Genomic DNA, 13,616 nt, shown 5'->3' on the forward strand with positions numbered 1-13,616 from the left:
GGATTGCCTTCCCATTAGGCAAATTGTTGAAACCCGCACGGATGGCCGCATCCAGCGTGTCAAGCCCCCGCTTTTCCACATACTTATTCACAGACTTTGTGGATATCCGGAAAACTTTAAACTTATCCGTGGGTTAGCCGCGACTGTTCAAGTCATGGCTGATGTCATCGCGCGTGCGTGCATGACAGGCGCGCGACGGCGCTGCAATTTCCGCTTGCCCGGCCTTACTGGATAAATGTACAGTATGGCATTTCCAGATTCGCCGCACCATGTCCGCCGTCGCCACGCCTCCTGCCATCGAAGACCCGTTCGCACTGCTCAACGACGAGCAGCGCGCCGCGGTCGAGCACGACATCGGCGTGGCCGCGCCGCGTCCGCTGCTGGTGGTGGCCGGCGCCGGTTCCGGCAAGACCAATACCCTGGCGCACCGGGTGGCGCGCCTGATGCAGGCCGGCGCCGATCCGCAGCGCATCCTGCTGCTGACGTTTTCGCGCCGCGCCGCCACCGAGATGGGACACCGCGCCAGCGCCGTGCTGCAGCGCCTGCTGGGCAGGGGCAGCAGCCAGGCGCCGGTGGCCTTGCCCTGGGCCGGCACCTTCCACGGCATCGGCGCGCGCCTGCTGCGCGAATACGCCGGACGCATCGGCCTGGATGAAGCTTTCACCATCCACGACCGCGGCGACTCCGAAGACCTGATGGGCCTGGTGCGCCACGAAATCGGCCTGACCGGCACCGAAAAGCGCTTCCCGCTCAAAGGCACTTGCCTGGCGATCTATTCGCGCGTGGTCAACAGCCGCGACCCGCTGGACGCGGTGCTGCAGTCGACCTTCCCGTGGTGCAGCGAGTGGGAAGAGCAGCTCAAGCGCTTGTTCGGCGCCTACGTCGACGCCAAGCAGGAGCAGAACGTGCTCGACTACGACGACCTGCTGCTGTTCTGGGCCGAGATGGCGGCCGACCCGGTGCTGGGGGCGGAACTCGGCGCCCGTTTCGACCACGTGCTGGTCGACGAATACCAGGACACCAATCGCCTGCAGGCCGCCATCCTCACCGGCATGAAGCCCGACGGCCGGGGCGTGATGGTGGTCGGCGACGATGCCCAGTCGATCTACGGTTTCCGTGGCGCCACGGTGCGCAACATCCTCGACTTCCCGAAGCAGTTCTCGCAGCCGGCGCGTTTGATCACGCTGGAGCGTAACTACCGCTCGACGCAACCGATCCTGGATGCCTCGAATGCCGTCATCGCGGCCGCGCTCGAGCGTCACGCCAAGACGCTGTGGACCGATAAAACGTCCAGCATCAAGCCGCAGATGGTATTGATTCCGGACGAAGCCGAGCAGGCGCGCTGGGTCTGCAGCCGCGTCCTCGAGCAGCGCGAAGCCGGCGTGACCTTGAAAAGCCAGGCGGTGCTGTTCCGCGCTGCCAGCCATAGCGCCGCGCTGGAGCTGGAACTGATGCGCCGCAACGTCCCGTTCGTGAAGTTCGGCGGCCTCAAGTTCCTGGAAGCGTCGCACATCAAGGACGTGCTGGCGCTGCTGCGCTTCGCCCAGAACCCAAGCGGGCGCATCGCCGGCTTCCGGGTACTGCAGCTGCTGCCGGGGATCGGCCCGGCCACCGCCACGCGCCTGCTCGATGCGGTGGGGGAGAGCGCCGACGCTACAACAGCGCTGGAAGCGGCCGGATCGCGCCTGCGCGGCGGCGACGACTGGTCGGCGTTCTGCGCCCTGTACCGGCGCCTGCGCACGCCCGGCCTGCGCTGGCCGATGGACCTGGAGCTGGCGATCGACTGGTACCAGCCGCACCTGGAACGGATGCACGACGACGCCGAGGTGCGCGCGGCCGACCTGGCCCAGTTGCTGGCGCTGTCGGCCGGCCACGCCAACCGCGAAAGTTTTCTGGCCGAGATCACGCTCGACCCGCCGGAAGCGACCAGCGACCGCGCCGGCGCGCCGCTGCTGGACGAAGACTATCTGATCCTGTCGACCATCCATTCGGCCAAGGGGCAGGAGTGGAAATCGGTGCACGTGCTGAACGTGGTCGACGGCTGCATCCCGTCGGACATGTCCACCGGCAACCAGGACGATATCGAGGAAGAGCGGCGCCTGCTGTACGTGGCCATGACCCGCGCGCGCGACAACCTGCACCTGGTGGTGCCGAACCGCTTTTTTGTGAAACAGCAGGCGCAGCTGGGCGACCGCCACATGTACGCGGCGCGTACGCGCTTCATCACGCCGGCCATGCTCAAGCATTTCGAAGAGAGCGCCTGGCTGAGCGCGGACAAACGCGAGAACCGCACCCCGATGCCGGACAGCGTGCGCATGCTGGTGCGCGAGCGCGCCCGGAACGCGTGGAAATGACGACAAATGGCGGCACGTTGTCGACTTATCCCCTGTGCACCGCCTTTGTAGGAATTTGCCCCACATATTCTTGCTGCACATTTGGAGTGCATGTGCAAGTCCTTGATTTATAAGGGAAGATTTTTTGCCCGTCGAACGGGCATTTTATTGAAACCCGCATCCTTGCTGCGCTTGCGGCTTGTCAAGAGCCGCTTGTCCACACAGTTATCCACATTTCTTGTGGATAGGCCAAAAGGCTGAATAAAATCAGCCACTTAGTGCTGGGCAATTGATTCAAATCAAGCTTTTCGCGGACAGGTTTTGACCCGTCCCGTTCTCCATTTTCCGCTGTTTTCGGCCGCGGCCCGGCGGCCGTGCATAGGGCATTCCCGTCCATGCTCAGCAGTCATGTGGGAAATTCACTAATATGTAAGCTGTCGAACAGTCAATGTCGACCACGATCCTTATCCTGTGATAAGTATCCCGGCCATTTGCAGCCCATGCTGCCGCCAGCTTGCTTCCGGCCTTCGCAATGGCACGGGGGCGACAGCGCTTGCCGCGCTGTCATGTCCGCGTCGTCCATTTCCAAGAAAGATAGGTATCAATGTCTTCAGCCAACCCCGCAACATCTTCCCAGGCGCCTGTCGCGCCCGCTACTCCTCCCGACACCAAGGAAAGCCGCTTCGTCTTCAAGGTCGCCATCGCCGCCACCATGGGCGCGCTGGCCTTCGGCTACGACACCGGCGTGATCTCGGGCGCCTTGCCCTTCATGAGCCTGCCGCCCGCGAGCGGCGGCCTCGGCCTCGATCCGGTCACCGAGGGCGTCGTCACCTCGTCGCTGGTGTTCGGCGCTGCGCTCGGTTCGCTGATGGCCGGCGGCTTGTCGGACCGTTTCGGCCGCCGCACCACGCTGCTCGGCCTGTCGCTGGTGTTCATGATCGGCGTGATCGGGTCGGTGCTGGCGCCGTCGGTGGCGGTGATGGTGGCGATGCGCTTCATCCTCGGCATGGCGGTCGGCGGCGCCTCGTCGACGGTGCCGGTGTTCATCGCCGAAATGGCCGGCCCCAGCCGGCGCGCACGCCTGGTCAGCCAGAACGAGCTGATGATCGTCAGCGGGCAGCTGGCGGCGTATGCCTTGAATGCCTTGCTGGCGTATTTCTCCGATTCGCCCTCGGTGTGGCGCACCATGCTGGCGATTTCCGCGGTGCCGGCGATCCTGCTCGGCATCGGCATGCTGATGGTGCCGTCCTCGCCGCGCTGGCTGGCCAGCAAGGGCCGCATGAAGGAGGCGCGCGCGGTGCTGGAGCAGATTCGTTCCAGCGACAAGCAGATCGAACTGGAAATGGCCGAGATGAAGAAGCTCAACGCCATCGGACACGAGCAGGCCGGCTGGTCAGCCATACTGGGCACGCCTTGGATCCGCAAGCTGCTGTGGATCGGCATCGGCCTCGGTTTCATGGCCCAGTTCACCGGCATCAACGCCTTCATGTACTTCACCCCGATCATCCTGACCTCGACCGGCCTCGGCACCAATGCGGCGCTGACCGCCACCATCGGCAACGGCGTGGTCTCGGTGATCGCCACCATGATCGGCATCTGGCTGATCGGGCGCCATGGTCGCCGGCCGATGTTGCTGACCGGCTTGAGTGGCGTGATCGCCACCCAGGCCGCCCTCGGCGCGGTGCTGCTGTGGATGCCGGAAGGGCTGCTGCGCAGCTACGCCGCGCTGGGCTGCATCCTGTGCTTCCTGCTGTGCATGCAGATGCTGATCGCGCCGGTGTACTGGCTGTTGATGTCGGAACTGTTCCCGATGCACGTGCGCGGCGTGCTGACCGGCACCGCGGTGGCCTGCCAGTGGGTGTTCAATGCGCTGGTGGCGCTGCTGTTCCCGATCGCGCTGCATCAGCTTGGCAGCGCGACCTTCTTCGTGTTCGCCGGGGTCAATATCGCGTCATTGCTGTTCGTGGCCACCTGCGTGCCCGAAACCCACGGCAAGTCGCTGGAAGGGCTGGAGCGGCATCTGCAGAAGGAGCTGAGCGCGCCGGCCTGACGCACTCGAACGTCCGGTGGCTGGTTCAGGCCGCCGGACTCACTGCTGTCTTGAGCCGCTCCAGCTGCTCCAGGAAGCGTTCACATGCCACGCCTGGAGGCCACGGCTCCCACGGCGTGCAGCCGTAATACTGCGCCAGCGGGTCCTCGAGGAGCACCTCGGAGCGGATCTTGAGTGTGCGCCGCACTTCCTCGCGCGACCATCCCGCCACGTGCACCGCCTCGCTGGCCGCCGCCACGCGGTCGGCGCGTTTATGGGCCGCGTGCGCGCGCGCATCCCAGGCCGGCAGGCCGTAGCGCAGGAACACCATGTGCTCCAGCCGCCTGGTGAGGGCGCGGAAGGCCTCGCCCAGGAACGGCTTGATTACCGAAATCGCATCGAAGCCGAGCAGGCCTTCCTCGGCGTCGTGCAGCAGTTCGCGCAATTCTTCCAGCGGCGTGATGCCGGGCGCCGCGACGCGCCGCAGCAGCATCACGCTGATCGAGTGCTGGGCCACCGACAGCGGCAGCGGCCAGGCCGAATGGCCGCCCCAGCGGTAAGTGCGGGCCAGGCCAAGCGCCAGGTCGGCGTCGTCCCAGTCGAAGGGGGTCGGGTCGAGCAGGTCGAGACGGCGCCCGGACGGCATGCGGACCCAGGCGCGCGTCCTGGCGTGGGCTTGGGCGTCGATGAGTGCAGGATTCGAAGATGTCAGCATGTGGCGATTTTACACACCGCGTCGCGCATTCCCGGCATGATTGACGCAGGCAAAGCCGGCGGCCGGGCGTCTGCCTACACTGGGTCGGATGGCGCTGTGCCGCGCCGGGGAGGGGAATGATGGCTGAGACGATGGATTGCGACCTGCTGGTGGTCGGCGGCGGCATCAATGGCGTGGGCATCGCCCGCGACGCCGCCGGACGCGGCCTGCGCGTGGTCTTGTGCGAGAAGGACGACCTGGGCGCGCATACCTCGTCCGCCTCCAGCAAACTGGTGCACGGCGGGCTGCGCTACCTCGAGCACCGCGAATTCGGCCTGGTGAGAAAGGCCCTGCGCGAGCGCGAGCTCCTGCTTTGCAGCGCGCCGCACATCATGCGCCCGCTGCGCTTCGTGATGCCGCATGTCGCGAACCGGCGCTCCGCCTGGCTGATCCGCGCCGGCCTGTTCCTGTACGACCGGCTGGCGCCGCGCGCCTTCCTGCCGGCCTCGGAAGCGTTCGAGCTGGCCGGGCACCGCGCCGGGCTGCCACTGAAACCCGAGTTCACCCGTGCGTTCGCCTATTCCGACGGCTGGGTCGACGATGCGCGGCTGGTGATCCTGAATGCCGTCGACGCCCGCGAACGCGGCGCGCTGGTGCTGCCGCGCACGCGCTGCGACGTGGTCACCCGGCGCGCCGATCACTGGCAGGCAAGGCTGCGCCGCGCCGAATCGTCTGCGGCCTTTGAGGTGAGGGCGCGGGCGCTGGTGAATGCCGCTGGTCCGTGGGCGGCGCGGCTGGCGGGGGAAGTCGCCGGACCGGGCACGCGCCGCGCGCTGCGTCTGGTGAAGGGCAGCCACATCGTGGTGCCGCGCCTGTTCGACCACTCCTGCGCCTACCTGTTGCAGCATGCCGACGGCCGGGTGGTGTTCGCGATGCCGTATGAAGGCGCCTTCACGCTGATCGGCACCACCGACGTCGAGTTCGACGGCAACCCGGATGCGCCGGCGATCGGCGCCGACGAGACGCTGTACCTGTGCGAGCTGGCCAATCGTTATTTCCGGCGCCAGATCGCGCCGCACGACGTGGTGTGGAGCTATTCGGGCGTGCGCCCGCTGCTCGAGGATGCGGCGGCCAGGGGCAGGGCCAGGGCGGCCGCCGTGACGCGCGACTACTTCCTGGAGCGCGATACCGGCGGGCCGCCGCTGTTGTCGGTATTGGGCGGGAAGATCACCACCTTCCGCAAGCTGGCCGAAGAGGCTGTGGACTGGCTGGCGCCGCTGCTGGGCAGCACGGCGCCGGCGTGGACTGCCGCCAGCGTGCTGCCCGGCGGCGACCTGTTCGGCGCGGCGCCGGAGGCGCGCGGGGTGTTGCAGTTCGACCGCTGGGTGACGGCGTTAAGGCGCAGGCACGAGTGGTTGCCGGCGCCGCTGGCGCTGCGCTATGCGCGCGCGTATGGGATGCGGGTGGAGCGGGTGCTGGAAGGGTGCGCCTCGCTCGGCGATCTGGGCGTCGAGGTGGCGCCAGGGTTGTATGAAGCCGAGCTGCGTTATCTTGTGGAGCAGGAGTGGGCCGCGTGCGCGGCGGATGTGTTGTGGCGGCGGACCAAGCTGGGTTTGCATCTGCGGCCCGGTGCGGCGCGCGATATCGACGCATGGATCATGCGCTCACGCGAGGCGCAAACCGGGATCATCGCGTAGGGTTGGCGGCTCCGCCGCCGACGCGTTCGAACGGCGTTCGATGCATTGAACGGTTTGCCGATGTCCGCTGAACGCGTCGGCGGCGAAGCCGCCAACCCTACGTTAGTGGACGCGTTTGTACCACGCCCCATCCTCGAACAGCGGCTGATAATCCGCCGCCCCCGCATCGGTCCCGTCCAGCACCCGATCCAGCCCCAGCACGCCGAACAAAGCCAGGCTGTCGCGGAACAGGCGCAGCACGCGCTGCCGCAGCACCGGCCCGAAATCCGGCAACGCCCGGCAGCACAGAATCGCATGGAACTCGTTGAACGACCCATCCGTCACCAGGCAGTACTGCAGCCAGGTGATCCGCTCGCGTAGTCGCGGCAGCAGACGCGCACGGCCGTCGCTGACTTCGAAATAATCGGCCAGCCGCCCCGCGCCGCCGCTGGCTTCGTAGCCCGGCTGCGCCGCCAGCAGCTGCGCCGCCGGCAGCGTAGCCTCGCGCACTTCCAGCAGCAGTTCGTCGCTGGCCAGCGTCGCGAACACCTCGGTGCGCCCGTACAGCTTTTCCTCGGCCAGCAGGATCGCCAGCGTCCACGCTTCGCCCACGCCGGCCGCCTCGGGCAGCCAGACCTTGGGCAGGGCGGTGGGGCGCAGGCTGTTGGACAAGGCGCTGCGCTGCCGGCGCGCCCACTCGGGGCGGTCGAACAGCGACGCCGCCGGCACCGCCAGCGCGCGCGTCACGTCGAGCGCGGCGCCCGGCGCGTGCAGCACCTGTTCCTGCAGCCGCGACACCGTCGCCAGCTCGCGCCGCGCCACCACTTCCTGCAGCCGGCGCCGCAGCAGCGCGCGGTCGTGGCTGCGGTAGTCCAGGCCGTGGCGCTGGTACAGGGCCTCGAGCAGCAGGTCGATCTCGAGCTCCTCCAGCGCCGGGTCCGTTGGCATTCCCGTGAATGCGTTCATCGAACGGTCACCGCTCCGCTCAGTTGAGCCAGACCCGCATCATCGACAGCAGCTGCGCCACGTCGACCGGCTTGGTGATGTAGTCCGAGGCGCCGGCGGCGATACACTTGTCGCGGTCGCCCTTCATCGCTTTCGCGGTCAGGGTGATGATCGGCAGCGAACGGAATTTCGGGATGCGGCGGATCGCCCGCATCGTGTCGTAGCCGTCCATCTCCGGCATCATGATGTCCATCAGGACGATCTCGATGGTCGGATCCTTTTCCAGCACCTCGATGCCGTCGCGGCCGTTCTCGGCGAACAGCACCTGCATCTGCTGGCGCTCCAGCAGCGTCGACAGGGCAAAGATGTTGCGCAGGTCGTCGTCGACGATCAGGACCTTGCGTCCGGCCAGGCCGCCGTTGAGCGCGTGGATCTCTTCCAGCATGCGCCGCTGGGTCTCGGGCAGGCTGGCCTGCGAGCGGTGCAGGAACAGCGCGGTCTCGTCCAGCAGGCGCTCGGGCGAGCGCGCGTCCTTGATCACGATGGTCTTGGCATAGCGCTTGAGCTTCGTGACTTCCTTGCGATCGAGTTCCTTGGCGGTGTAGATCACGACCGGCAGGTCGCGCAGGCGCTCGTCGCGGCCGATCTGGTCGAGCAGGTCGAAGCCCGAGATGTCCGGCAGCGTCAGGTCCAGCACCATGCAGTCGAAGTGCGACGACTGCAGCGCCTCCAGCGCGCTGTTGCCGTCTTCGACGGTGACGATGTGGATGTCGTTATTGCCGATCAGGGACACGATCGACTCGCGCTGGGCCGGGTCGTCGTCCACCACCAGCAGGCTGCGCTTGCCGCCCATCAGGAACTTCTGGATACGCTTGAATTCTTCCTGCAGCTGCTCGCGCGCCACCGGCTTGTTGATGTACGAGATCGCGCCCTGGCGCAGCGCGCGTTCGCGCTCGCGCAGCGCCGACATCACGTGCACCGGGATGTGGCGCGTGCTCGGGTCGCGCTTGAGGCGGTCGAGCACCGTGAAACCGTCGATGTCGGGCAGGTCGATGTCGAGCAGGATCGCCGACGGCAGGTAGTCGCGCGCCAGCGACAAGGTGGAATCCCCGCGCTGGGTCACAATTGCTTTGAAATTTTTCTCGCGCGCGAAGTCGAGCAGCACCTTGGCGAAGCGCTCGTCGTCCTCGACGATCAGCACCGACGGGTCGCCCGGCGTCACCAGGCCGCGGTCGTCCAGCACGCTGGCGTATTCGACCACCGCGCCGCTGGCGTCGGTGAGTTCGAAGGTCGCCACTTCACGCTGCTCCTGGATCACCGGCACCAGCGGGGCAGGCACGTTCTGCGGCGGCGCCAGGCGCGCCGGCTGCGGCTGGCGCGCCTGTTCGTAGTTGATGAAGCCGGCGCGGTTGTACGGCAGGTAGAGGGTGAAGATGGAGCCGGCGCCGACAGTCGATTCGACGCGGATTTCGCCGCCCAGCAGGCGCGCCAGTTCGCGTGAGATCGACAGACCCAGGCCGGTGCCGCCGTACTTGCGCGCGGTCGAGCCGTCGGCCTGCTGGAACGCCTCGAAGATCAGCTGCAGCTTGTCGGCCGGGATGCCGACGCCGGTGTCGTGCACCGAGAACGCCAGCACCGCGTCGGCGTGCTCCAGGTTCGGGTGGTCCGAGGTCCAGCCGCTGGTCACCAGGCTGATCGTCAAGGAAACCTGGCCGTGGCTGGTGAACTTGAATGCGTTCGACAGCAGGTTTTTGAGGACCTGCTGCAGGCGCGTGGTGTCGGTCATCACGGCCGCCGGCAGGTTCTCGGCCAGGTCGACCTGGAAGCCCAGGTGCTTGGCTTCGGCCATGTGGCGGAAGGTGCGGTCGACGTAGTTGCGCAGGTTCGAGAAGCGGTACTCCGACACGTCCAGCGTGACGGTGCCCGACTCGATCTTGGACAGGTCGAGGATGTCGTTGATCAGCGTGAGCAGGTCGGAGCCGGAGCCGAAGATGGTCTTGGCGAATTCGACCTGCTTGCCCGACAGGTTGCCCTCGGGGTTATCCGACAGCTGCTGCGCCAGGATCAGCAGCGAATTGAGTGGCGTGCGCAATTCGTGCGACATATTCGCCAGGAACTCGGACTTGTACTTGGACGACAGCGCCAGCTGGGTCGCCTTTTCTTCCAGCGCCAGTTTCGCTTGTTCGACCTCGCGGTTCTTGCGTTCCACCTCGATGTTCTGCTCGGAGAGCAGGCGCGCCTTCTCGCCCAGCTCCTGGTTGGTCTGCTGCAGTTCCTGCGCCAGTGATTGCGACTGGGTCAGCAGCGACTCGGTACGGCTGTTGGCCTCGATGGTGTTGAGCACCACGCCGATCGACTCCATCAGCTGGTCGAGGAAGGACAGGTGGGTTTCGGTGAAGCGGTCCAGCGACGCGATCTCGATCACCGCCTTGACCTGCTGCTCGAACAGGATCGGCAGCACCACGATATTGTTCGGCGGCGCCGAACCCAGGCCCGACGACACCACGATGTAGTCGCGCGGCACGTCGGTGAGCCAGATGCGGGTCTTCTCCAGCGCGCACTGGCCGACCAGGCCTTCGCCCGGCAGGAAGGAAGTCGGCAGCTTGCGGCTGGAACGGTAGCCGTAGGAGGCGATCATGCGCAGGCGCGCGTCGGACTCCTGCGAGTCCATCATGTAGAACACGCCGTGGTGGGCCGACACCAGCGGCGCCAGCTCCGACAGGATCAGCTTGGTCACCGCCTGCAGGTCGCGCTGGCCCTGCAGCAGGCGCGTGAAGCGCGCCAGGTTGGTTTTCAACCAGTCCTGCTGCGCGTTCTTCTGCGTGGTTTCCTTCAGGTTGCGGATCATCTCGTTGATGTTGTCCTTCAGGTAGGACACCTCGCCGCGCGCCTCCACTTGAATGGAACGCGACAGGTCGCCGCGGGTCACCGCGGTCGCCACTTCACCGATCGCGCGCATCTGGTTGGTCAGGTTCGCCGCCAGCTGGTTGACGTTCTCGGTCAAGTCCTTCCAGGTGCCGGCCACGCCCGAGACGTTCGCCTGGCCGCCCAGCTTGCCTTCGGTACCCACCTCGCGCGCCACGCGGGTGACCTCCGATGCGAACGAGGACAGCTGGTCCACCATGACGTTGATGGTGTCTTTCAGTTCCAGGATCTCGCCCTTCACGTCCACGGTAATTTTCTTGGACAGGTCGCCGCGCGCCACCGCGGTGGTCACCGCCGCGATGTTACGCACCTGGCCGGTCAGATTGGATGCCATGAAGTTGACGTTGTCGGTCAAGTCCTTCCAGGTGCCGCCCACGCCCGGCACGTAAGCCTGGCCGCCGAGTTTACCTTCGGTGCCGACCTCGCGCGCCACGCGCGTCACTTCCGAGGCGAACGAGTACAGGTGGTCCACCATCACGTTGATCGTGTGCTTCAGTTCCTGGATCTCGCCGTTCACGTCCACCGTGATCTTCTTGGACAGGTCGCCGCTTGCCACCGCGGTGGTCACCGCCGCGATGATACGCACCAGGCCGGTCAGATTGGATGCCATGAAGTTGACGTTGTCGGTCAAGTCCTTCCAGGTGCCGCCCACGCCCGGCACGTAAGCCTGGCCGCCGAGTTTACCTTCGGTGCCGACCTCGCGCGCCACGCGCGTCACTTCCGACGCGAACGAAGACAGCTGGTCGACCATCACGTTGATCGTGTTCTTCAGTTCCTGAATCTCGCCTTTCACGTCCACCGTGATCTTCTTGGACAGGTCGCCGTTTGCCACCGCGGTGGTCACCTCCGCGATGTTACGCACCTGCGCGGTCAGGTTGCCCGCCATCGAGTTCACGCCGTCGGTCAGGTCTTTCCAGGTGCCGGCCACGCCCGGCACGTTGGCCTGGCCACCGAGTTTACCTTCGGTGCCGACCTCGCGCGCCACGCGCGTCACTTCCGAGGCGAACGAGTTCAATTGGTCCACCATCACGTTGATGGTGTTCTTCAGTTCGAGAATCTCGCCCTTCACGTCGACCGTGATCTTCTTCGACAAGTCGCCGTTCGCCACCGCCGTGGTCACGTCCGCGATGTTACGCACCTGGCCCGTCAGGTTACCCGCCATCGAGTTGACCGAGTCGGTCAAGTCCTTCCAGGTGCCGGCCACGCCTTTCACCATCGCCTGGCCACCGAGCTTTCCATCGGTGCCGACCCCGCGCGCCACGCGCCTCACTTCCGACGAGATCGACGACATCTGGTCCACCATCACGTTGATGGTGTTCTTCAGTTCGAGAATCTCGCCCTTCACGTCGACCGTGATCTTCTTCGACAAGTCGCCGTTCGCCACCGCCGTTGTCACGTCCGCGATGTTACGCACCTGGCCCGTCAGGTTACCCGCCATCGAGTTGACCGAGTCGGTCAAGTCCTTCCAGGTGCCGGCCACGCCTTTCACCATCGCCTGGCCACCGAGCTTGCCTTCGGTGCCGACCTCGCGCGCCACGCGCGTGACTTCCGATGCGAACGACGACAGCTGGTCCACCATCACGTTGATGGTGTTCTTCAGTTCGAGAATGTCGCCCTTCACGTCCACCGTGATCTGTTTGGAGAGGTCGCCGTTCGCCACCGCGGAGGTCACCGCCGCGATGTTACGCACCTGGCCTGTCAGGTTGGACGCCATGAAGTTGACGTTGTCGGTCAAGTCCTTCCAGGTTCCGGCCACGCCATTCACCATCGCCTGGCCACCGAGCGTGCCTTCGGTGCCGACCTCGCGCGCCACGCGCGTGACTTCCGATGCGAACGACGACAGCTGGTCCACCATCACGTTGATGGTGTTCTTCAGTTCGAGAATTTCGCCCTTCACGTCCACCGTGATCTTTTTGGAGAGGTCGCCGTTCGCCACCGCGGTGGTCACCGCCGCGATGTTACGCACCTGGCCTGTCAGGTTGGACGCCATGAAGTTGACGTTGTCGGTCAAGTCCTTCCAGGTTCCCGCCACCCCCGGCACATAGGCCTGGCCGCCGAGCCTGCCTTCGGTACCCACCTCGCGCGCCACGCGCGTGACTTCCGAGGCGAAGGAGCGCAGCTGGTCCACCATGACGTTGATGGTGTCCTTCAGCTGCAGGATCTCGCCGCGCACGTCGACCGTGATCTTCTTCGACAAGTCGCCGTTCGCCACCGCGGTGGTCACCTCGGCAATGTTACGCACCTGCGAAGTCAGGTTGCCCGCCATCGAGTTCACCGAGTCGGTCAAGTCCTTCCAGGTGCCGGCCACGCCTTTCACCTGTGCCTGGCCGCCGAGTTTACCCTCGGTGCCGACCTCGCGCGCCACGCGCGTGACTTCGGACGAGAACGACGACAGCTGCTCGACCATGGTGTTGGCGGTCATCGCCGCGCGCAGGTATTGCCCCTTCAATGGATGGCCGTCGACTTCGAGCGCCATGGTCTGCGACAGGTCGCCTTTCGCCACCGCGCCGATGACGCGCGCCATCTCGGTGGTCGGGCGCACCAGGTCGTCGATCAGGGTGTTGACGGAACTGATCATGGTGCTCCAGCCGCCCACCACGCCCGGCAGGTCGGCGCGCTGGGTCAGGTGGCCTTCGCGGCCGACCACGCGCGACACTTCGGTCACCGTCTCCACCATCTTCTGCTTGGTCTCGATGATGTCGTTCAGGGTATCGGCGATCTTGCCCGACACGCCGGTCCAGTCGGATGGCATGCGCACCGAGAAGTCGCCCTTCTTCAGTGCCATCAATGTGGTGAGCAGCAATTTGACGTCCAACTGTTCGCCCATGTCGGTCATGGTGTTCATCGACTAGATCCTTGTTTCGGGTGAGGTGGTGAGGCAGGTGAGTGTGTATCGAGAATGTGCTTCGAGGAATTTTGACAAGATACCTTGCTGGCTTGCCAAGTCAAGATCCTGCGCGCTCGCTGCGACTTCAGGTTACAAATAATTGCAAATGTGAAATTTTATTCGTGCG

The 13,616-nt window shown here is 65.6% G+C and carries 6 protein-coding genes; 3 read left to right on the forward strand and 3 right to left on the reverse strand.

Translation table 11 applies throughout. The features are described 5' to 3' along the window. Positions 1–269 precede the first annotated feature (269 nt). Both QPK27_RS21495 and QPK27_RS21500 read left to right on the forward strand, forming a co-directional pair. Positions 270–2,354, forward strand: coding sequence for an ATP-dependent helicase (locus QPK27_RS21495; protein WP_290420221.1), 2,085 nt, complete (start codon positions 270–272; stop codon positions 2,352–2,354). Between the two features lie 583 nt (positions 2,355–2,937). Then, positions 2,938–4,383 (forward strand): sugar porter family MFS transporter, encoded by a 1,446-nt coding sequence (locus QPK27_RS21500; RefSeq protein WP_290420222.1) that lies wholly within the window; start codon positions 2,938–2,940, stop codon positions 4,381–4,383. 25 nt (positions 4,384–4,408) lie between these two features. Here QPK27_RS21500 and QPK27_RS21505 read toward each other — a convergent pair whose 3' ends face one another. Continuing rightward, positions 4,409–5,008, reverse strand: coding sequence for a phosphohydrolase (locus QPK27_RS21505; RefSeq protein ID WP_290420251.1), 600 nt, complete (start codon positions 5,006–5,008; stop codon positions 4,409–4,411). A 188-nt stretch (positions 5,009–5,196) separates the two neighbouring features. On the opposite strand from QPK27_RS21505, the gene glpD reads away from it, so the two are divergent. Further along, positions 5,197–6,753, forward strand: coding sequence for a glycerol-3-phosphate dehydrogenase (glpD, locus tag QPK27_RS21510; protein ID WP_374047101.1), 1,557 nt, complete (start codon positions 5,197–5,199; stop codon positions 6,751–6,753). 102 nt (positions 6,754–6,855) lie between these two features. Here the strand turns inward: glpD and QPK27_RS21515 are convergent, their stop codons facing one another. After that, positions 6,856–7,680, reverse strand: coding sequence for a chemotaxis protein (locus tag QPK27_RS21515; protein WP_290420224.1), 825 nt, complete (start codon positions 7,678–7,680; stop codon positions 6,856–6,858). A gap of 37 nt (positions 7,681–7,717) precedes the next feature. Continuing rightward, the gene (locus QPK27_RS21520; protein WP_290420225.1) at positions 7,718–13,447 is read right to left on the reverse strand and encodes a HAMP domain-containing protein; all 5,730 of its coding nucleotides are present in this window, start codon (positions 13,445–13,447) and stop codon (positions 7,718–7,720) included. Between the last annotated feature and the right edge of the window lie 169 nt (positions 13,448–13,616).

It is taken from the genome of Massilia sp. YIM B02443, assembly GCF_030411955.1.
Taxonomy (GTDB): Bacteria; Pseudomonadota; Gammaproteobacteria; order Burkholderiales; family Burkholderiaceae_D; genus Telluria.

What these genes read in the sequence shown, in the direction of transcription:
- QPK27_RS21500 (WP_290420222.1), top strand. Translation starts at nt 2,938, where the DNA reads ATGTCTTCAGCCAACCCCGCAACATCTTCCCAGGCGCCTGTCGCGCCC.
- QPK27_RS21520 (WP_290420225.1), bottom strand. Translation starts at nt 13,447, where the DNA reads ATGAACACCATGACCGACATGGGCGAACAGTTGGACGTCAAATTGCTG.
- glpD (WP_374047101.1), top strand. Translation starts at nt 5,197, where the DNA reads ATGGCTGAGACGATGGATTGCGACCTGCTGGTGGTCGGCGGCGGCATC.
- QPK27_RS21495 (WP_290420221.1), top strand. Translation starts at nt 270, where the DNA reads ATGTCCGCCGTCGCCACGCCTCCTGCCATCGAAGACCCGTTCGCACTG.
- QPK27_RS21515 (WP_290420224.1), bottom strand. Translation starts at nt 7,680, where the DNA reads ATGCCAACGGACCCGGCGCTGGAGGAGCTCGAGATCGACCTGCTGCTC.
- QPK27_RS21505 (WP_290420251.1), bottom strand. Translation starts at nt 5,008, where the DNA reads ATGCCGTCCGGGCGCCGTCTCGACCTGCTCGACCCGACCCCCTTCGAC.